The 20,774-nt window shown below is 34.7% G+C and carries 12 protein-coding genes; 4 read left to right on the plus strand and 8 right to left on the minus strand.

What is annotated here, in order from left to right:
• The first annotated feature begins 109 nt into the window (after positions 1–109).
• From proB to ACODH8_RS05895, 3 genes are all read left to right on the plus strand, one after another.
• Positions 110–943, plus strand: coding sequence for a glutamate 5-kinase (gene proB, locus ACODH8_RS05885; protein WP_332466358.1), 834 nt, complete (start codon positions 110–112; stop codon positions 941–943).
• Entirely contained in the window at positions 936–2,186 is a 1,251-nt protein-coding gene (locus ACODH8_RS05890) for a glutamate-5-semialdehyde dehydrogenase (RefSeq protein ID WP_332466359.1), read from the plus strand. Before proB ends, ACODH8_RS05890 begins: the two co-directional genes overlap by 8 nt.
• A gap of 165 nt (positions 2,187–2,351) precedes the next feature.
• Positions 2,352–4,976, plus strand: coding sequence for a YfhO family protein (locus ACODH8_RS05895; RefSeq protein WP_332466360.1), 2,625 nt, complete (start codon positions 2,352–2,354; stop codon positions 4,974–4,976).
• Between the two features lie 17 nt (positions 4,977–4,993).
• Here the strand turns inward: ACODH8_RS05895 and ACODH8_RS05900 are convergent, their stop codons facing one another.
• The 5 genes from ACODH8_RS05900 to ACODH8_RS05920 form a co-directional block, all read right to left on the minus strand.
• A complete protein-coding gene (locus ACODH8_RS05900; protein ID WP_332466361.1) occupies positions 4,994–5,839 on the minus strand; it encodes a Cof-type HAD-IIB family hydrolase in 846 nt (281 codons plus the stop codon).
• A gap of 91 nt (positions 5,840–5,930) precedes the next feature.
• A complete protein-coding gene (locus ACODH8_RS05905) occupies positions 5,931–7,400 on the minus strand; it encodes a glycoside hydrolase family 1 protein (RefSeq protein ID WP_332466362.1) in 1,470 nt (489 codons plus the stop codon).
• A gap of 42 nt (positions 7,401–7,442) precedes the next feature.
• Positions 7,443–9,314, minus strand: a complete 1,872-nt coding sequence (locus tag ACODH8_RS05910) for a beta-glucoside-specific PTS transporter subunit IIABC (protein ID WP_332466363.1) — start codon at positions 9,312–9,314, stop codon at positions 7,443–7,445.
• Between the two features lie 119 nt (positions 9,315–9,433).
• Complete coding sequence (locus ACODH8_RS05915) at positions 9,434–10,273, minus strand: PRD domain-containing protein (protein WP_332466364.1); 840 nt, start codon at positions 10,271–10,273, stop codon at positions 9,434–9,436.
• A 163-nt stretch (positions 10,274–10,436) separates the two neighbouring features.
• Positions 10,437–11,141 carry a DUF5105 domain-containing protein gene (locus ACODH8_RS05920; RefSeq protein WP_332466365.1) on the minus strand — a complete coding sequence of 235 codons (705 nt, stop codon included), beginning with the start codon at positions 11,139–11,141 and terminating at the stop codon, positions 10,437–10,439.
• A gap of 116 nt (positions 11,142–11,257) precedes the next feature.
• Between ACODH8_RS05920 and ACODH8_RS05925 the strand changes: the two genes are divergently transcribed.
• Positions 11,258–11,836, plus strand: coding sequence for a prepilin peptidase (locus ACODH8_RS05925; protein ID WP_332466366.1), 579 nt, complete (start codon positions 11,258–11,260; stop codon positions 11,834–11,836).
• Between the two features lie 49 nt (positions 11,837–11,885).
• On the opposite strand, the gene rpoC is transcribed toward ACODH8_RS05925, so the two are convergent.
• From rpoC to ACODH8_RS05940, 3 genes are all read right to left on the minus strand, one after another.
• On the minus strand, positions 11,886–15,536 hold the full coding sequence (rpoC, locus tag ACODH8_RS05930; protein ID WP_332466367.1) for a DNA-directed RNA polymerase subunit beta': 3,651 nt from the start codon (positions 15,534–15,536) through the stop codon (positions 11,886–11,888).
• Positions 15,537–15,591: 55 nt separating this feature from the next.
• Positions 15,592–19,167, minus strand: a complete 3,576-nt coding sequence (gene rpoB / locus ACODH8_RS05935; RefSeq protein ID WP_332466368.1) for a DNA-directed RNA polymerase subunit beta — start codon at positions 19,165–19,167, stop codon at positions 15,592–15,594.
• A gap of 1,006 nt (positions 19,168–20,173) precedes the next feature.
• A complete protein-coding gene (locus ACODH8_RS05940) occupies positions 20,174–20,773 on the minus strand; it encodes a class I SAM-dependent methyltransferase (protein ID WP_332466369.1) in 600 nt (199 codons plus the stop codon).
• Between the last annotated feature and the right edge of the window lies 1 nt (position 20,774).

Here is a 20,774-nt window from a genome sequence, read left to right on the forward strand (position 1 = left end):
GGGTTAGAATCAGTAATAGATTAAGAAATATATTTGTTAAGTTTAACAAGAAATTATGAGGTTAAATTTTTACTTATCTACTTAAAAATGAACATGAAGGAATGGTAATATGTGTCGAACATCAATTAAAGCAGTCAAACGAATCGTTGTAAAAGTAGGTACTAGTTCTTTGATTTTACCTAATGGCAAAATCAACTTAAGAGCAATCGATCAAATGGCTTTTACACTAACTACACTTAATAATGAAGGTTATGAAGTGATTTTAGTCTCTTCTGGAGCTATTGGAGCTGGTCTTCATCAATTAGGACTGGATAAACGACCCACTACCATTTCACGACAACAGGCTGTTGCTGCCATTGGACAATCTGAATTAATTAAAATTTATAATCAACGTTTCCAGTATTACGACCAAACATCTGCACAAGTTCTCTTAACAAGAGACGTAGTAGATTATCCTGAAAGTCGTAGAAATGTTATTAACACCATACAAGAACTATTAGAAATGAAAGTTATTCCGATTATTAATGAAAATGATAGTGTCGCTGTGGATGAATTAGACCACTTAACAAAATTTGGAGATAACGACCAGTTATCAGCAATTGTTGCTCATTTATCAGATGCTGATTTACTTATTATGCTTTCTGACATTGATGGTTTTTATTCTGATAATCCAACAACAAATCCGAAAGCCAAATTGTATCATCGTATTTCTGAAATCACCTCTGACTTAGAAGCTGCAGCAGGTGGTGAAGGTAGTCGTTTCGGAACTGGTGGGATGTCTAGTAAATTAAAAGCCGCTAAACGTGTTTTTAAAAGAGACAGTCAAATGATTTTAGCCAATGGTAAAGACCCTAAAATCATCTTTGATATTTTAGCAGGACAGTCGATTGGTACTTTATTTGCGAGTGACACTTATCAACAGGAGGAACATAAAAATGACTAACCTATTAATAACTCTTGGTCAGCAAGCTAAAAAAGCAGCTCGATTTTTAGCTATAGCTAGTACCAAAGAAAAAAATAATGCTTTAACTAGCATAGTAAAACAATTACAACAAGATAAAGCTATCCTTTTAGCTGCCAATAAAAATGATATTATTCAAGCAAAAAAAAATAACTTACCTGAAGCCATGATTGATCGTTTACTTCTTACCTCTGAAAGACTAGACAATATGTGTCAAGACATTCAGACCATGATTCAGTTAGATGATCCTATTGGACTTGTGGATAAAATGTGGAAAAATGAAGACAACCTGTTAATTGGAAAACAACGTGTGCCCCTAGGTGTGATTGGTATGATTTATGAAGCGCGTCCTAATGTTACGACAGATGCAGCATCTCTTTGTTTTAAAGCTGGAAATGCGGTTATTTTAAGAGGTGGTAAAGAAGCCTTTCATTCAAATAAAGCTCTTGTCGACTCTATGCAACAAGCTTTAACCACAGCTGGATTCCCAAAAGAAAGCATTCAATTAATTGAAGATACCTCTAGAGAAACAGCAAAAGAATTTATGCAATTAAACGGCTATCTTGATGTGCTTATTCCTCGTGGTGGCGCTAACTTAATTAAAACAGTTGTTAACACAGCTACAGTACCAGTAATTGAAACAGGGACTGGCAATTGTCATATTTACGTGGACAAGGATGCTGATTTAAAGATGGCACTAAACATTGTTATTAACGGAAAATGTCAACGACCTTCAGTTTGTAATGCCACAGAAACAGTTATCCTTCACCAAGATATCATGACTGAATTTTTACCTCTAATGGAAGAAGCGTTAGCTCCTTATAAAGTTGAATTACGTGCTGATCAGCAAGCTAAAGAGCTGCTTTCAACAGCCGTTCTAGCAACTGAAGAAGATTTCGCTACTGAATTTAATGATTATATTCTAGCGGTTAAAACAGTCTCAGATTTTAGCGAAGCAATTGAGCATATCGACACCTTTAGCACCAGACACTCCGAAGTTATTGTGACAGAAAACTACACAACGGCTCAGCATTTTCTGCAACAAATTGATGCAGCAGCCGTTTATGTGAATGCTTCTTCTCGATTTACTGATGGTAGCGTCTTTGGATTTGGTGGCGAAATCGGTATTAGCACCCAAAAACTTCATGCTAGAGGGCCTATGGGATTAAACGAATTGACTTCAACTAAATATATTATTTACGGTAGTGGACAAATTAGAGATTAGTACACTAAACCAATAAGACTAGCCTTAAAAAGTTAGTCTTATTTATTTACAGTAGAATGACAATTGTATTTTTTAAATGACCATTCACTATTTTAGATTTATCTTATTTTTTTTATGTTAGAATAAATAAGGAAATGTACTTATGATTTATTGGAGGTTTAATAATTGAATTTAACTCGTTTTAAAGACTATTTTAAAAGAGAAGGAAAATACGGATTTGCGGCATTTTTAATACCTTTTCTTATTATGTTTTTGGCCTATTTAAGTATAGGTATCTATTGGGGAAGTAGTCGAAGTGTTTTGGCTAGTGATGCCTTTTCTCAATTTTCAAATTTTCATGCTAGTTTCAACAATGTCCTACACGGAGAGCAAAGTATCTTTTATACGTGGAATGCCTCGTTAGGTTTAAACTACTGGTCTCTTATTTCTTATTATTTGGGCGGAATTTTCACCCCGATTGTGTTCTTTTTTGACAACCAAAACATTCCAGATGCCCTTTATTTATTAACATTAATAAAAATTGGTTGCGCCGGTTTAGCTTTTTGGTATTACGGAAAAGAAACTTACCGCATCTCACCTTGGTCAGTTGTGGGTTTAAGTATTTCATATTCCTTGATGTCCTTTGTGACAGCTCATTCTGAACTCATTATGTGGCTAGACATTTTTGTTTATTTGCCATTAGTTGTTCTGGGGATTAACCGTGTCTTAGAAAAAGGTAAATCTAAGCTATTATTTGTTAGTTACTTTTTACTCTTTATATCGAATTTCTATTTTGGTTTTATGATTGGTGTCTTCACTTTCGCTTACTTTTTAGTTAGAGTACTAAGTCAACCAAAGCAATATAAACACCGTGTCTCACCTTACTTTATTACTTCTATCTTAGCTGGATTAAGCTCAATGATTATGATTTTACCAGCTGTTTTAGATCTATCAACAAACGGTGAAACCTTAACAGAGATGTCAAAATTCAAAACAGAAGCCACAGCTTTCTGGGATATTGTCATTAAAAATATGATTGGTGTTTTTGACACCACTAAATATGGTTCGATTCCTTTTATTTATGTTGGTATCTTACCACTTCTATTTTGTCTCTTTTATTTTGTTTCAAATAAAATAAAACTAAATCAAAAAATGGCTTACGGTAGTCTTTTTGTGTTATTAATTGCTAGTTTTTACATTGAGCCATTAAATCTATTTTGGCATGGTTTCCATGCACCTAATATGTTTTTATTCAGATTTAGTTTTCTCTTTTCATTTTTAGTTGTCATGCTTGCTGGTTACGGAATGGAAGTCTTTACTAAACAAGACAAAGGTTATTTTGTTAGTATCGCTCTTGTTTTACCGATTCTGTTTGTCATTGCTAAATTCACATCACCAAAAACAAGTTATGACTTCGTTACACCAGTACATGTATTAATTACTATTTTATTTATTTTACTCTATCTAACGGCTATTATCTTTTTCCAATTCAAAAAGATATCTGCTAAACGACTATCCATTCTTCTACTATTAATGGTTTCTGGAGAAGCGTTTTTAAATACTTCTTATATGGTTAATGGTATTTTAGATGATTGGAATTACGCTTCAAGAAGTCTTTATTCAGAACCTTATCCTAACTATAAAAAATTAGTAGATGAAGCTGATAAACAAAATAAAGATGAGTTTTATCGTTTAGAGTCTTTAGCACCTATCTCTTCAAATGATAGTTTTAATTATGGTTATAGTGGTATCAGTATGTTTTCATCGATTCGAAACAGACATGCTTCTGGCTTTTTAAATGACATAGGATTTCGTTCTAGAGGAACTAGTTTAAATGTTCGCTATCAAAATAATACTTTATTTATGGATAGTTTACTTGGCATTAAACACAATATAAGCGATCAAATTGTTAATAAATATGGTTTCTCTTCCACTTCAAAAGCTGGTAAATATCAGCTTTATAGTAATGAGTATGCTATGCCTTTAGGGATGTTAACAGATGATGAATTATACAAATTGAAGTTCCCTAAACAAAATAACTTAGGCACTCAGAAAATGTTAATCAATCATTTGGCACAGTTAGAAGAAGACTACTTTACCTTTAAGAAACCAACTGTTGCTGAAACAAATAATACTCAAATCATCAAAAAAGCTGATAATCACGTTCTTTATAAAGAAGAAAAACCAAATATTGCTAAGTCTATTACTTATGATATTTTTGTACCTGCTGGAAACCAAGCTTACTTAAGTCTTTTTCCAACAAACTTTGGTCAATTAGAGAGTTCAACTGCTACTGTTCTTTCTCAAGGAACTAGCTATAAGAGCCAAATTAATATCACTGGCCAATATTATAATTTAGGATACTTTGAAAAAGATACAACTTTGAGATTTACCTTAGAATTATATGGCACAAAAGAAGTGGAATTAATTGATCCACCTGTTGTCTTAATGGATACCGCTAAATATCAAACAGCCATGAAAAACATTCAAGAACAAGGGGTGGATTTTAAAGTTGATAAGCGTAAAGCAAGTGCCACTGTTTCAACACCAGAAGACAAAGTAATGATGACAACCATTCCTTATGATAAAGGATGGACGGTTAAAGTCGATGGCAAGAAAGTAGCCACTAAGCCTTTTAAAGACGCCTTTTTAACTTTTAAAGTCCCTAGTGGTGAGCATCAAGTGACTCTATCATTTTTACCACCAGGTTTTATGATTGGACTATTCTTATTTATTGGTAGTACCTTAACTTACATTGGTTACTACATTTTAATTAGTAAACGAGATAACAAAAAAACTGAGCCCTCTTAATAAGAGAGCTCAGTTTTTTATTTTAACCAGTTCTTTTTACTTAAACTTGTTTCGATTGCATTCGTGTCAGCATCAAGAGTCACTTCATTTGCTAGTGCTTTTAATTTATCTGTTCCATTAGCCATAGCAATTTTATAACCCACAGCATTAAACATAGGAATATCATTATCACCATCACCAAAAGCTATTGCCTGATCTTTAGTTAAAGATAATTTCTCTAAGACAAACTCAATGGCTACTTGCTTATCAATCCCTTTAACAGAAATTTCACCACTTTCTGGGCCAAACATAGCTACTGTGGAATGATACATTTGAAATTCATTACCAAATTTTTTATCTATTTCTTCAAAAGAAACCGTGTTATTAATAAAAGATATTTTATTAACATGACTATAATCAATCACTCTTCCCTCTTGATGAGCAATCAATTCATAAAACCATGCGACTTTTTGATTTTCTTCTTCAAAAGATTTTCCTTCTTTATCAGTAACTTTACGAACTTCTTCTTCGATTTTTCTTACACAGTTTTCACTACCAAATAAGCCATCATTTGATTCCAAATAATAACCTATATCATGTTGATTGAAGAAAGATATCACATCAAGAACACCTTCTTCAGGCATTGTTTTATGACTAACTACTTCGTTATCAATAACAATATAGCCTCCACCAGCTCCAATAACCCCATCAAAACCGACACTCAAAATACTATCTAAAATTTCAGGCTTAGAACGACCAGTACAAATAAAGGCTAAATTACCTTCATCTCGAAACTCTTTTATCCCTTGTCTAGTTGAATCCAAAACTTCTCCACTACTATTACAAAGGGTGCCATCTACATCAAAAAAAGCTATTCTCTTCATCTACTTACTCCTTCTCTTACAAAATACTCTAGTTTATTATAACGTAATTAAAAAATAAAGGCTAAGAGATTTCTCCTTAGCCTTTAATGAATTAAATAACTTCACCATTTGAAGCAATAACTTCTTTGTACCAATTAAATGAATCTTTTCTGTAACGAGTTAAAGGACCGTTTCCTTTATCATCTTGATCCACATAGATAAAACCATAACGTTTAGACATTTGAGACGTTCCACAACTAATTAAATCAATACAGCCCCAAGTTGTGTATCCCATTAAATCAACACCATCTTTAATAGCTTCTTTCATTTGTTCTACATGTTTTCTGATGTAATCAATACGGTATTCGTCATGAACTTGTCCATCCTCTGTTAACTCATCTTTTGCCCCTAAACCATTCTCACAAACAAATAACGGTAGCTCATAACGGTCGTATAATTTCATCAATGAGATACGTAAACCAATTGGGTCAATTGGCCAGTCCCATTGTGATAACTCTAAGTGCTCATTTTTAATCGGACTATCAAATGAACCTGCTAATTTTGAAGCATCTTCACGCGCTTCTGTAACGTGTGACATGTAATAACTGATGGCTACATAATCAACTTTACCTTCTTTAAGAATTTCAGCGTCCCCTTCTTCCATAACAATGTTGATGTCATTATCTGCAAAGTAGCGCGCCATATAAGTTGGGTACTCACCACGAGCTTGAACATCTGGGTAAAACATATTTAATTGATTTGATTTTAAAGCCTGTAATTGATCTTCTGGTTTTGTTGTTAATGCGTAGGATTCAATTTGGTTAATCATACAACCTACTTGTGCTTCTGGCATAATTTCTTTTGCTGCTTTTACAGCTAAGGCACTTGCTAAAAATTGATGGTGACTTGCTTGGTAAGTCACTTCTAATTTTTTCTCTGGATCAATTAAATCTTCTAAAATACCAGCTCCTGTGTATAAGCTATTTAAGTTCATGTTCATCTCATTAAACGTAATCCAGTATTTAACTTTTGATTTATAACGGTTAAATAAAACGCGAGCATATTTATCAAATAATGGAATCAATTCACGACTTGCCCAACCGTTGTATTTTTCTGTTAAAGCAATTGGCATTTCGTAATGAGACATGGTTACTAACGGTTCGATACCATACTTAGCACACTCATCAAATACTTTATCGTAAAACGCTAATCCTTCTTCATTTGGTTCACTTTCTAAACCTGTTGGGAAAATACGGGCCCAAGAAATTGATAAACGGAATGTTTTAAATCCCATTTCTGCAAACAAAGCAATATCTTCTGCGTAGCGATGATAAAAATCAATACCCCAACGTTTTGGAAATAGGTAATTAGCTTCATTTTCTTTGTATTCTGCTAATTCTTTTGATGTAACATTAAATGTAAAGTTGTCTACTTTTCCTGTTGCATAAGGATCTTTGTATGCTGCGTAATCTGAAGTTGACATCCCTTTGCCACCCTCATTGTAAGCTCCCTCGATTTGGTTGGCAGCTGTTGCCCCTCCCCATAAAAATCCTTTTGGAAATCCTGTTTGTAATTCTCTCATTGATAATTCCTCCTATGTAATAGTTAATCTATATATATTTATTTAGCTAACAACAATTAATATTTCTTCTTGAAGCTCTTCAATTTGTGTCTCTTCTTTCACAGCTACAACAACATCTAAAAAATTAGGTGTATTGGTAATCACGACTGGTGAAAATAGACTAAAACCTTTATTTTCTATTAACTTTTTATCAAAAGTCAGTAAGGGGATGCCAGCTTCAACTACATCTCCCTCATTAACTAAACGCTCAAACCCTTCGCCATTTAAACTAACGGTATCAATTCCAATATGGACTAAGACTTCTACACCACTTTCAGAAACAATACCAATAGCATGATTAGTTGGGGTTGTCATAGTAATTTTACCTTTAAATGGAGCTACTACTTGGTTACCAGTTGGTACGACACCAATTCCTTTTCCTACAATTTCAGAAGCAAAGGTATCATCTGGACAGTCAACTAATCTTTTAACTACTCCTGTTAAAGGTGACATGATTTTACTCGGTTCTTCTTTTTCAACAATTTTTTTAGTTGGTTCGCTTACTACTGACGCTTCTTGCTCACCTATATCAAATTTCAATAAAAACGTCACAACAAAAGCAACAACAAAACTAGATAGAATACCAATCATGGCAAACATAAAGTTATTAGTTCCTTTTTCAATATAAGTTGGAATCGCTAAAATTCCTGGAACAGCAAAACTAAATGACTTAACTGCAAAGGTTCCAAAAATGGCTCCTCCCACAGCACCACCAATCATACTAGCGTAAAATGGTTTTTTAAGTTTCATAGTGACACCATAAATTGCAGGTTCTGTAATTCCAAACACTGCTGGAATAACAGCTGAGAAAGCCACTTGTTTCATTTTTTGATCTTTTGTTTTAAAGAATACCGCTAATGTCGCTCCTGCTTGAGAAAGGTTAGCAACTAAGTTTAATGGTAATAACATAATGTCGTAACCAAATTTTTCTAAACTCGCAAAAGTTCCCGGGAAAAAAGCATAATGCATACCTGTAATAACAATTAATGGCATTAAACCACCCATTAAAGCTCCTGCAAAAGGACCTGCTACATTAAACAACATAGTAAAGAACTGTTCTAAGTAAACACCTAACAAGTTTCCAAGTGGTGCGATAAAAGCTAACATAATTGGTGCCGTTACTAATAAACTAATTAGTGGGACAAATATTATCGTCAAGGCTTCTGGAACAATTTTTTTAGCATATTTTTCAACATAACTAAGTAAGAAGACTGCTAAAATAATCGGAATCACAGATGACGCGTAGCTATTCATTGGAATTGAGATACCAATAAATTTCAAGCTTGTAATTTCCCCAGCTGCTGCATTGGCCATAAAGGTTGGATACATGAGTACCCCAGCTAAAGCCACAGCAATGGATGGATTAGTTCTAAATTTGTTAGCTGCAGAAAAGGCCACTAAGAATGGTAAGAAATGGAATGTTGCATCTGCAATAGCATTTAAAACAATATACGTTGAACTATCAGCTGATAAGACATTAAAGAATACTAAAATCGCCATAATTCCTTTTAACAATCCACTACCTGTAATCGCTGCTAAAATCGGTGTAAAAATACCAGATATTACATCAAAAATATAATCTAATCCTTTTACTTTGGCCCCTTCATTAGAAGTATCACTATTCAGATGACCTTCTGTTAAATCACTAATTTCTTGGTAAACTTTACCAACAGCACTACCAATAATAATTTGAAATTGTCCGCTTTGAAATTGCGCTCCCATAACACCTTCTAAAGATTTGATTTCATCTAATTTTACTTTGTCTTTATCTTTTACATTGAAGCGTAATCTCGTAATACAATGCCAACTTTGATTAATATTTCCAGTTCCACCTATTTTTTCAATAATAGTTTCTGCTAACTCACGATGATTCATTTTATTTCACTCCCTAATATTTTTGAGTAAAGAAAAAACCTAAACAAACTTTTCAACAGCTCAAAATAAGCTCATGAAAATTTGTTTAGGTTAATGCCAAAATTGTTACACACCTAATTTTATTTAATTTCTGAAACCACTCGTTCAATATGAATAATCAAATAAATCATTTCATCATCACTAACTGATAGATTATACTCTCTTTTTAACATTTCACGAATCATAAGACCACATGCATAACTTTTTGGGTATTGCTCTTGAATAATCTTATACAAATTATCGCTGCCACTAGCTTTCATCTCTTCATTATGAATTTGTCGATTCATAAAATAACGAATATGAGTCACAAATCGAGAATAATTCATACTTTCCTTATTCAAGGATACATCAAATAGAGATTGAATTGTTTTTACAATACTTTTGGTAATCTCAGTGATTAACATCGTCTCATCCATTGACTCTAAACCGTCTTGAGCGTTAACAAAATGAAGGGCAATAAAGGCTGCTTCCATTTCAGGTAATTCAACATCTAATTTTTCGGCTATAATAGTCAATGCCTTTTTACCTACTTTTGCTTCTTTCACATAAAGAAAAGGAATTTCCCATTGCAAAGAGCTCACACCAAATTCCATTCCTTCTTTTTGACGATTTATCGCACTTTGGATATGATCGGCTAATGAAATTAATAAACTAGCATTTAATTTCTTCTCTAAATACGTTTCCCCAGCATCAACAATTATCTCAGTAGTTGATAAAACATCAGGACTAATACCTGCCATAATAGCCGATATATCTTGATGTTCTTTCGTTTGAAATGTTTTAGTTATTAGAATCTCATCAATCGGATCCCCTGGTTTCTTTTTAAAACCTATTCCTTTTCCGAATAAAACATATTCCTCTAACTTATCATCATGAGCTAGGACTAAATTATTATTTAGCGATTTCACTGTCGAATACACACTATCACTCCCTATTTAAAAACAAAAAAACACCAAACTAAAGCAGTTAATCACTACTAAAGACTTGGTGGTGCCTGATCGTATCAGTTACACTCCGCGTGTTTTATGTAAATTTATATTATCACCTAAAGAAAGCGGTGTCAAGCGGATTATTTTTATTTTTTTACTCTGATGCTTTTTTGATAGCTCTCTCTAACATCTCATTCATTTCATTCGTATAAGATTCCTTGTCATGAGCACCTGAGATAAAAGCTAGTAAAATATTTTCTAGCTTATCATCTTGATTTTCTGCAAGCTCCCATTGTTTTTTGTTTTTCGTAAATAATAAACTCACTTCAACTTCTTCTTGAACAGAATGGCTGTTCTCTAAGGCTTCTTCAAAAGCTGCTAATAAACCTTGTTTGGCTTCATTTTCAGAGTAATTGGTTTCTTTCATCAACTCTTTAAAAACACTTTCTAATGTTTTTTCTACTAAATCTGAATAATCGAATCCTTTGATTTGATAGGTAACCTCGATTGTTTTTTTGTCTATTTCTTTAACTGTTGTACGATATTCACTTTTAGTACGAACTTGTTTCATTAAATCTTCTGATAATTTCTGTTTTTCTTCTTCCGTTAAATTCGTTACAACAGAATCAAACACGTCTGAAAATGTATCTTCAAATGTGGCTGTCATTAGAGTTAACTGCTTACTTAAGAAGTCACCTTCTACAAAGTTTTCTTTAAAATCTTTACTGTCTTTTTGATAGATAAAATGGTCCACAAATAACGGTCCCACTTTTTCAGCTTCTAATCCTTTTTTTCCACAACTACTTAGAATAAATAAAAATAAAATAGCACTTACTAGTATGGCTTTTTTCTTCTTCATTGTTTTACCTCGTTCTTTAAAATTCATATACAATATATCACAAAAGAATGAAAAAAGAATGATTTTAAAAAGAAAAACCTCCCTTTTTCTAATTTTATTTAAAAGGAGGTTATTTTATGATTGTCCATTTCTCTTTTACTTTTAGCTACTTGTTCATTTTAGCAACTTTATTACTACCAAATGTTAAGCAAAAATCTTCTTTCTTTTTAATAAGTTCTTTTCTTTGTTTGATAGGCTTACTAACACTTATTTTTATTTATTATTTTAACCATACAACTTACTTTTACTTACTCATATTATGGTTAATGAGTCTTGCACTTAGTTTAACTGATATGATTTATTTAACTGTTGAACCGATTATTTTATATCCCTTATCTTTTATTTCTTTTTTATGCTATTATCAAAATCACTCTTTTAGTTTCATTTCATTAGGAACCCCTTTATTCCTATTTCTCTTTTTCTTCATTCTAGATTACTTTTTACCTAATTCATTTGGCGGCGGTGACGTAAAACTACTAATGGTCTACAGTATTTTCTTATCTTTCATACAACTACTTTACCTCATTTTAATTGCTTCTCTTTTAGGGATTATATTCTTTTTTATTAACTCTAAACTTTTAAAAAAAGAAATATATCGCCTTCCTTTTGTACCATTCTTAACTGTCTCACTTATTTTCGTGTCATGTGTTTTTTAAGCATAAAAAAGGCTGATTCCATATAGGAATCAGCCTTTTCAATCACATATTAATCTTTTGATTTTAATGCGTCTGCTGCTGCCATTTGTGCTTCAATGTCACTAATACTGTAAACATTTTCGCTAGCAACACCCACTTCTTTTGGCTCCATGTTACGGTATTTTGGCATACCAGTACCGGCAGGAATAATCTTACCGATAATAACATTTTCTTTAAGTCCAAGTAAGTGGTCTTTCTTACCGCGAATCGCTGCATCCGTTAACACACGAGTTGTTTCCTGGAATGACGCTGCAGATAAGAAACTGTTTGTTTCAAGAGAGGCTTTTGTAATACCTAATAACACAGGACGACCTGTTGCCGGTGTTCCACCAGCTACTAATGTATTGTAGTTACGCTCTTTGAACTCACTAATGTCAATCAATGTACCTGGTAAGATATCAGAATCACCTGGATCCATGATACGTACTTTACGTAACATTTGACGAACCATTACTTCAATATGTTTATCTCCGATTTCTACCCCTTGCATACGGTACACTTTTTGTACCTCTTTAAGTAAGTAGTTCTCAACAGTTAACACATCAGTAATTGTTAATAATTGTTTTGGCTCAATTGAACCTTCTGTTAATGGAGCACCACGTTCGATGATATCTCCTTCAGCTACTTTCATACGAGAAGTATAAGGGACGCTGTACGTTCTAGTATCAGTTGTTCCTTTAACAATAACTTCTTTCGTACGATCAGATGCATCTTCAGAAATTTCAATAACTTCACCAGCAACTTCAGAAACAACAGCAACCCCTTTAGGATTACGCGCTTCAAAAATCTCTTGGATACGAGGTAAACCTTGAGTGATATCATCACCGGCAACCCCACCCGTATGGAAGGTACGCATTGTTAACTGTGTACCAGGCTCACCGATAGATTGAGCGGCAATTGTACCAACTGCTTCCCCAACTTCTACTTCAGAACCTGTTGCTAAGTTACGTCCGTAACAGTGTTTACATACACCGTGTTTTGTATTACATGTAAATACTGAGCGAATTGAAATTTCTTCGATTCCAGCGTCAGTAATTTCTTTCACTAAATCTTCAGTAATGATTTCATTAGCACCCATAATCTTAGCACCCGTTTCTGGATGGAAGATTGATTTACGTGTGTAACGACCTAACATACGCTCTTCAAGAGTTTCAATAATTTCATTACCTTCACGAATAGCTTTAATATCTAATCCGCGGTCAGTTCCACAATCAGTTTCACGAATGATAACATCTTGAGCAACGTCTACTAAACGACGAGTTAAGTAACCTGAATCGGCTGTCTTAAGGGCCGTATCCGTCATACCTTTACGAGCACCATGGGTAGAGATAAACATTTCTAAGACTGTTAATCCTTCACGGAAGTTCGATACAATCGGTAACTCCATGATACGTCCATTAGGTGCGGCCATAAGTCCACGCATACCAGCAAGCTGAGTAAAGTTGGAAATGTTACCACGGGCACCAGAGTCAGACATCATGAAGATTGGGTTACGGTCATCTAAACTTTCCATCAGTTTAACTTGGATAGCATCTTTCGTTGCATTCCAGATACCAATAACGCGCTCATAACGCTCGTCATCAGTGATTAAACCACGACGGAATTGTTTAGTAACTGCGTCTACTTGTTTGTGGGCTTCTTCAATCATACCTTGTTTTTCATGTAAAACTACGATATCGGCAATCCCTACAGTCATACCTGCATAAGTAGAATGTTTGTAACCTAGGTCTTTCATTCTATCTAACATCTTAGACGTTTCAGTAATCTTGAAGCGTTTGAAGACTTCTGCAATGATATTACCTAAGTTTTTCTTCTTGAATGGTCCAATTTGATCTTGCTCAGCAATATGAGCAGGAACATCTGTACCAGCTTCAACGAAGTATTTATCAGGTGTTTGAACTGTTAAGTTATAATCAGTTGGCTCATTTAAGTATGGGAATTCAGGTGGCATAATTTCGTTAAAGATAACTTTACCAGCTGTTGTGATTAAAATGCGATCACGTTGCCATTCTGTAAATGGTTTTTCAGGCATTGAGCTAGTTTGTAAACCAATACGCGTATGTAAGTGTACATAACCATTTCTCCATGCTAAAACAACTTCATCTAAGTTTCTAAAGATCATACCTTCCCCGATTTGTCCTGGCTCTTCCATTGTTAAATAGTAGTTACCAAGAACCATATCTTGAGATGGTGTAACAACTGGTTTACCATCTTTAGGGTTAAGGATATTTTGAGCAGCTAACATCAGTAAACGAGCTTCTGCTTGAGCTTCCTCACTTAAAGGAACGTGAACCGCCATTTGGTCCCCATCGAAATCGGCATTATAAGCCTCACATACTAATGGGTGAAGACGAATCGCGCGACCTTCAACTAAAACAGGCTCGAAAGCTTGGATACCAAGTCTATGTAGCGTAGGTGCTCGGTTAAGTAAAACTGGATGTTCACGAATAACATCTTCTAATACATCCCAAACTGCGTCTTCTTGACGTTCAATTTGGCGTTTTGCATTTTTGATGTTACTTGCGATTTCACGTTTAACTAATTCATGCATCACAAATGGTTTGAATAATTCAATAGCCATTTCTTTTGGTAAACCACATTGGTACATTTTTAAGAATGGCCCAACAACGATTACCGAACGACCAGAATAGTCAACACGTTTTCCAAGTAAGTTTTGACGGAAACGCCCTTGCTTACCTTTAAGCATGTGAGATAAAGATTTAAGCGGACGGTTACCTGGTCCAGTAACTGGACGGCCACGACGACCATTATCAATCAATGCATCAACAGCTTCTTGTAACATACGTTTCTCATTTTGAACGATAATACCAGGTGCGTTAAGATCTAATAATCGTTTCAAACGGTTATTACGGTTAATCACACGACGATATAAATCATTTAAATCACTTGTCGCAAAACGTCCACCTTCTAATTGAACCATTGGACGTAAATCTGGAGGAATAATTGGCACAACGTCCATTACCATCCAGTTAGGTTCGTTACCAGAAGTTCTGAAAGCTTCTAAAATATCTAAACGACGGATTGCACGAGTTCTTTTTTGTCCTTGTGCAGTTTTTAATTCTTCTTTTAATTCAACAACTTCTCTTTCTAAATCAACGTTTTCTAACAAGCGTTTGATAGCTTCTGCTCCCATACCTGCTTGGAAACCTTGACCGTATTGTTGACGTTTTTCGCGATATTCACGCTCTGTTAATAACTGTTTCACTTCTAAAGAAGTATCTCCAGCGTCTGTTACTACGTAAGACGCAAAGTAGATAATTTCCTCTAAAGCACGAGGACTCATGTCTAACACAAGCCCCATACGACTAGGGATTCCTTTGAAGTACCAGATATGAGTAACAGGTGCTGCAAGTTCGATATGAGCCATACGCTCACGACGAACTTTCGAACGAGTTACCTCAACTCCACAGCGGTCACAAACGATTCCCTTATAACGAATACGTTTATATTTTCCACAAGCACATTCCCAGTCCTTAGTAGGACCGAAAATGCGTTCACAGAAAAGACCATCACGTTCTGGTTTTAATGTACGGTAGTTAATGGTTTCAGGCTTTTTAACTTCACCATATGACCAGCTTCTTATTTTTTCAGAAGAAGCTAGGCCGATTTGCATGCTTTCGAATTTATTTACATCGATCAAAAGATGTCCCTCCGTTTCTTTATCTATCAGAAATAACTATTCGTCAAATTCTTGACTAGTTGTTGCCTTCTTGTCCATCTTTTAACGCTTTTTCAGCTTTTTCTTTTTCAGCTTGCTCTTTAGCATATTTTGCTAAAGCATCTACTGTAATTAAATCATCATCTTCATCATCCATATCACGTAGCTCAAGTTCGTTATCATCCGCATCTAATACGCGCATGTCTAAACCTAAAGCTTGTAATTCTTTTACAAGAACTCGGAATGATTCTGGTACACCTGGTTTTTGGATAGGTTCACCTTTAACGATAGATTCGTAAGTTTTCACACGTCCTACAACGTCATCTGACTTGTAAGTTAAGATTTCTTGTAATGTGTAAGCAGCACCGTATGCTTCAAGTGCCCATACCTCCATCTCACCAAAACGTTGTCCACCAAATTGAGCTTTACCTCCAAGTGGTTGTTGCGTTACTAATGAGTATGGTCCAATTGATCTTGCATGAAGTTTGTCATCAACCATGTGAGCAAGTTTCAGCATGTACATAACCCCAACAGAAATACGGTTATCAAATGGTTCACCAGTACGTCCATCATAAAGGATTGTTTTAGCGTCTTTTGCTAAGTTAGCTTCTTGTACAGTTGCCCATACATCTTCCTCGTCAGCTCCATCAAATACAGGAGTCGCTACATGAATGTTTAGAGAACGAGCAGCCATACCTAAGTGTAACTCAAGTACTTGCCCGATATTCATACGAGAAGGTACCCCAAGAGGGTTTAACATGATATCAACAGGTGTTCCATCAGGTAAGAATGGCATATCTTCTTCTGGCATAATACGAGAAACTACCCCTTTATTACCATGACGACCGGCCATCTTGTCACCTTCGTTGATTTTACGTTTTTGAACGATATAAACACGGACTAACATGTTAACACCAGGTGCTAACTCATCGCCTGCTTCACGAGTAAAGATTTTCACATCATGAACAATACCGCCACCACCATGTGGTACACGTAATGAAGTATCACGAACTTCACGAGCTTTTTCACCAAAGATAGCGTGTAATAAACGCTCTTCAGCTGATAATTCAGTAACTCCCTTAGGTGTTACTTTACCTACTAATAAATCACCATCTTTAACTTCAGCACCGATACGGATAATACCCATTTCGTCTAAGTCTTTAAGAGCGTCGTCACCAACGTTTGGTAATTCACGAGTAATTTCTTCAGGTCCAAGTTTTGTATCACGAGCTTCTGATTCATATTCTTCAATATGGATAGAAGTGTATACATCATCTTTAACTAGACGACGACTCATGATAATCGCATCCTCGTAGTTATAACCTTCCCACGTCATGAATGCTACTAAAACGTTTTGTCCTAAAGCCATTTCCCCTTCTTCCATAGAAGAACCATCTGCTAAAGTATCACCAGCTTCAACGATTTCGCCTAATTTTACAATTGGACGTTGGTTGTAACTTGTACCAGCATTTGAACGGTGGAATTTAATCACATTATATTTATCTAAAGCGCCGTTGTTACGACGAACACGGATTTCTTTTGCATCAACGTATTCAACAACACCATCATGTTTACATAATAGAGCAGCACCCGAGTCATGAGCGGCTTTATATTCCATACCTGTACCAACAATTGGAGAACGTGGTTGGATTAATGGAACAGCCTGACGTTGCATGTTCGCTCCCATTAACGCACGGTTAGAGTCATCGTTTTCCAAGAAAGGAATACACGCTGTCGCTACCGCAACTACTTGTTTAGGAGAAACGTCCATATAGTCAACTTTTTCAATTGATACTTCTAAGTTTTCACTTTGGATACGAGCCATTACTAACTCCTCAGCAAATGAACCATCTTCGTTTAATGGAGAGTTTGCTTGGGCAACCATATAATGGTCTTCCTCGTCAGCTGTTAAGTAATCAATATGCTCAGTTACTTTTCCGTTAGCACGGTCAACACGACGATAAGGTGTTTCGATAAAGCCGTATTTATTTACTTTCGCATAACTTGATAAACTGTTAATCAACCCGATATTTGGTCCCTCAGGCGTTTCAATCGGACACATACGACCGTAGTGAGAGTAGTGAACGTCACGTACTTCATATCCAGCACGGTCACGTGTTAAACCACCAGGCCCTAAGGCAGATAGACGACGCTTATGAGTTAACTCACTTAATGGGTTTGTTTGGTCCATGAATTGTGACAACTGTGAAGAACCAAAGAATTCTTTCATAGAGGCAACAACTGGACGAATATTAATTAATTGTTGTGGTGTTAACGTTTCAGTGTCTTGGATAGACATTCTTTCACGTACCACACGTTCCATACGAGATAAACCGATACGGAATTGGTTTTGTAATAACTCACCAACCGAACGAATACGACGGTTTCCTAAGTGGTCAATATCATCAACTGCGCCAATTCCTTCTTGTAAGTTCAAGAAGTAGCTCATTGTTGAAATAATATCTGCTGGACGAACTGTTTTCACTTTATCTTCTAAGTTTCCATTACCGATTACGTTAACAACGCGCTCTGGGTCTTTTGGAGATAAAACTTTAATAACTTGAACTGTCATTGGTTCAGTTACAACACCGTCTTCACTTGGGTAGTAAGTGACGCTATTAATACCATTATCTAAATGTTCTTCTAATGTATCCATTACTTGGCGAGAAATAACTGTTCCTTTTTCAGCAACGATTTCTCCTGTTTCAGGATCCACTAGAGTTTCAGCTAATGTTTGGTTTAATAAACGTGTTTTTAAGTTTAATTTTTTGTTTAATTTGTAACGACCTACAGCGGCTAAGTCATAACGCTTTGGATCGAAGAAACGAGAATTTAATAAGTTTCTTGAACTTTCTGCAGTTTTTGGCTCACCTGGACGTAATCGTTCATAAACATCTTTAAGAGCTTCTTCTGTACGAGAATCTCCTGAGTTTTTATGAATATCTTTTTCGATAGTAGCTTGTAAACTTTCACTCTCACCGAAAATTTCCATAATAGTAGAATCTGATCCAAATCCTAAAGCACGAACTACTACTGTAAATGGAATTTTTCTCGTACGGTCAATACGAGCGTAAGATAAGTTTTTAGCATCTGTTTCTAACTCTAACCATGCTCCACGGTTAGGGATAACAGTTGTTCCAAATCCTTGTTGACCATTTTTCTCTGTTTTACCATTGAAGTAAACACCAGGAGATCTAACTAACTGAGAAACGACAACGCGTTCCGCACCGTTAATGATAAATGTACCCATTTCAGTCATTAATGGGAAATCACCAAAGAATACTTCTTGAGATTTGATTTCACCAGTTACTTGGTTGTCTAATCTTAATGTTACATGGATTGGTGCTGAGTAGTTAGCGTCATGTGCACGAGCTTCTTCTACTGTGTACTTAGGTTCTTTCATTTCATAATCTACAAATTCTAATGATAACTTGTCACTAAAATCTGTAATTGGCATAATATCTTCAAACATCTCTCTTAAACCTTCATCTAAGAACCATTTGTAAGAATCTGTTTGAATTTCAATTAAATTTGGCAGTTCTAAAACTTCACTAATTTTTGAATAACTGCGTCTTTCTCGGTGTTTTCCGTATTTGACAACGTGTCCAACCAAATTAAGTCACCCCTTCTGAGTTTGCTTCAACATTCGCTTTATATTACAAATATTAAATGTTTATTACAGATTTTGTAACAAAGCATTTTTAAGTAAAAAAAAACCAAAAATAGATGGTGAACGCATAAAATATGGTCATTCTATCTTTGTTTTCCTATAATAAAGGGGTATGGACAATATTTCACACCACTTTTCATTTGAAAATATAAAACCTTCTGCAACTAATCATTTTAACGCCTTACGCATCATTTGTCAACAATAAAAAAAGCCAGATCCCCATCTGGCTTTTCTCCCCATTAATCCTTGCCCTCGCTTCAATAAACATTTAACGTGGCCACTATCTTTTTAACCTTACTTAAAAAGAAGCAGGACTATAAGTTCCCGTTAATTACTTTCAACTTGTCAATCACCCATTATTTGACTAAACAAATAATCTTACGTGAATTTCTTTTAATCTGATTATTTATAAAAATAAATTATCTGCTTGTTTCATTGCCCCTTAAATATCCCCATATCAACTAAACAAGTTTTTATAAAAGAAACTTATTTTATAAAAAACAAATTAACAGAAAATCTTCTTTTTATCCAAGAAGGAAACAAATAAAAAAAGTAACAAACACTAAAACGGAACTGCATAAATTATTATATAGTATCCGTTTAAAAAAAGTTACCGTTTTTTTCTTATAGATAAGTAATTTTTGGCTCTCGAATTTTTTTATCAAAGTTATGCGCTTACAAATGTTAATATTTCACAATTTAGTTTTTTGATAAAATTTTCATTGTAATTAAAGTTTTACAATTAACACCCTTAACTGAACTGTTTTCATAAAAGATGTTATCTTTCGAACAAGTATTTAAAATCTTATTAGGCTCAATGATTATAATATTTTTTGTGAAAGATAACGTTTCCTTTTCTTGAAGAAAAAGACTTTTTTCACATAACGATTTTACAAAAATGGTATCATTTAAAAACAATATTGTATAAAAAAGAAGCACCTCATTTGAGTTACTTCTCACTTACTATAATAAAATAACCTTTTTCTTTCGTCACAATTTCTGCATTACCAAAAATTTCTTCCATTTTTTTCTGAGCACTTGGCGCTCCCTGTTTTTTCTGAATAACAATCGTTAAAGTGCCACCTGTAACTAATTTATCATAAGAACCTGAAATAATTTCATGTACAACTTCTTTCCCAGCTCTAATAGGTGGATTACTTACAACAGCCGCAAAGTTAGTTGTTTCAACTGATTCATAAATATATGACGGATACGCTTTAATATGACTGATGCCATTTAGTGCAGCATTTTCCTTCGTTAATTCTACAGCTCGTTCATTAACGTCAACCATCTCAACAAAACGCCCTGTAGCATGAGCTAAAGATAATCCCATTGGACCATAACCGCAGCCTACATCTAAAATCGGTCCATCTGGTAACTCAGTATCGTCAAAAGCATCGATTAAGACGCGTGAGCCAAAGTCCACTGTCGCTTTTGAAAAAACATTGCTATCTGTAATAAATTTAAAATTCTTACCTCTTAATGGAAACTCCCATTGTTTTCTATTGTGGGCAACATCTGGTTGGTTTGTATAATAATGATTTCCCATT

It is taken from the genome of Vagococcus fluvialis (genome assembly GCF_048815235.1).
GTDB lineage: Bacteria > Bacillota > Bacilli > Lactobacillales > Vagococcaceae > Vagococcus.